The 1,504-nt window shown below is 73.1% G+C and carries 2 protein-coding genes; both read left to right on the forward strand.

All coding sequences use genetic code 11. The features are described 5' to 3' along the window. Positions 1 to 17: 17 nt before the first annotated feature. Positions 18 to 542, forward strand: a complete 525-nt coding sequence (paoA, locus tag FV223_RS27375) for an aldehyde dehydrogenase iron-sulfur subunit PaoA (protein ID WP_246689830.1) — start codon at positions 18 to 20, stop codon at positions 540 to 542. Continuing rightward, positions 539 to 1,489: a xanthine dehydrogenase family protein subunit M gene (locus FV223_RS27380; RefSeq protein ID WP_147729841.1), complete on the forward strand. Its 951-nt coding sequence runs from the start codon at positions 539 to 541 to the stop codon at positions 1,487 to 1,489. Before paoA ends, FV223_RS27380 begins: the two co-directional genes overlap by 4 nt. Positions 1,490 to 1,504 lie beyond the last annotated feature (15 nt).

Genomic DNA, 1,504 nt, shown 5'->3' on the forward strand with positions numbered 1-1,504 from the left:
CCGGCGACCGCCCTGTCCTGGCGCGGGTGTGGTTCACGATCAACGGCCAGCGGCGCGAGCTCGAGCTCGACACCCGCACGAGCCTGCTCGATGCGGCGCGCGAGCATCTGCACCTGACCGGCTCGAAGAAGGGCTGCGACCACGGCCAGTGCGGCGCCTGCACGATGATCGTCGACGGGCGGCGCATCAACGCCTGCCTGACGCTCACCGTGATGCACCAGGGCGCGGAGATCACCACCATCGAGGGGCTGGGCCAGCCCGACGACCTGCACCCGATGCAGGCCGCCTTCGTCCGCCACGACGGCTACCAGTGCGGCTACTGCACGCCCGGCCAGATCTGCTCGGGCGTGGCCGTGCTCGACGAGATCCGGGCCGGCATCCCCAGCCACGCCACCGCCGACCTCACCGCGCCGACCCGGGTCACCGAGGCCGAGATCCGCGAGCGCATGAGCGGCAACCTGTGCCGCTGCGGCGCCTATTCCAACATCGTCGAGGCGATGAGCGAGGTCGCCGGCCTCGAGACCGGCCGGAGGCCCGCATGAAGTCGTTCACCTACGAGCGCCCGAGCACGCCGGCCGAGGCCGCCGCCGCCGTGGCGCGCACGCCCAACGCCAAGTTCATCGCCGGCGGCACCAACCTGCTCGACCTGATGAAGCTGCAGATCGAGACCCCGACCCACCTCGTCGACGTCAACGGGCTCGGGCTCGACCGGATCGAGCCGACGCCGGAGGGCGGCCTGCGCATCGGCGCGCTGGTGCGCAACACCGACCTCGCCGCCGACGCCCGTGTCCGGAAGGATTACGGCGTGCTGTCGCGCGCGCTGCTGGCCGGCGCCTCGGGGCAGCTGCGCAACAAGGCGACCACCGCCGGCAACCTGCTGCAGCGCACCCGCTGCCCGTACTTCTACGACACCGCGCAGGCCTGCAACAAGCGCCGGCCGGGCTCCGGCTGCTCGGCGCTCGACGGGGTCAGCCGGCAGCTGGCGGTGATCGGCGGAAGCGACGCCTGCATCGCCACCCATCCCGGCGACATGGCGGTGGCGATGCGCGTGCTCGACGCCACCGTCGAGACCGTCGACGGCGAGGGCCGGGAACGCGCGATCCCGATCGCCGCGTTCCACCGCCTGCCCGGCGACGCGCCCGAGCGCGACACCACGCTCGCGGCCGGCGCGCTGATCACGGCGGTGACGCTGCCGAAGCCGGTGGCGGGCACGCACCTCTACCGCAAGGTCCGCGACCGGGCGTCGTACGCCTACGCGCTGGTCTCGGTGGCGGCGATCCTGGGCAGGGACGGGTCCGGCCGCGTCGCCTTCGGCGGGGTGGCGCCGAAACCCTGGCGGGTGGAGGCGGCCGAGGTCGACCTGCCGCGGGGCGCCAAGGCGGTGACCGAGCAGGTCTTCGCCGGCGCCGCGCCGACCCATGCGAACGCCTACAAGCTGACGCTCGCTGAGCGGACCCTGTCCGCGGCGCTCAACCAAGCGAGGGCCTAAAGCCATGAAGTTCGA

Origin of the sequence: Methylobacterium sp. WL116, from assembly GCF_008039455.1 — a bacterium.
Lineage (GTDB): Bacteria > Pseudomonadota > Alphaproteobacteria > Rhizobiales > Beijerinckiaceae > Methylobacterium.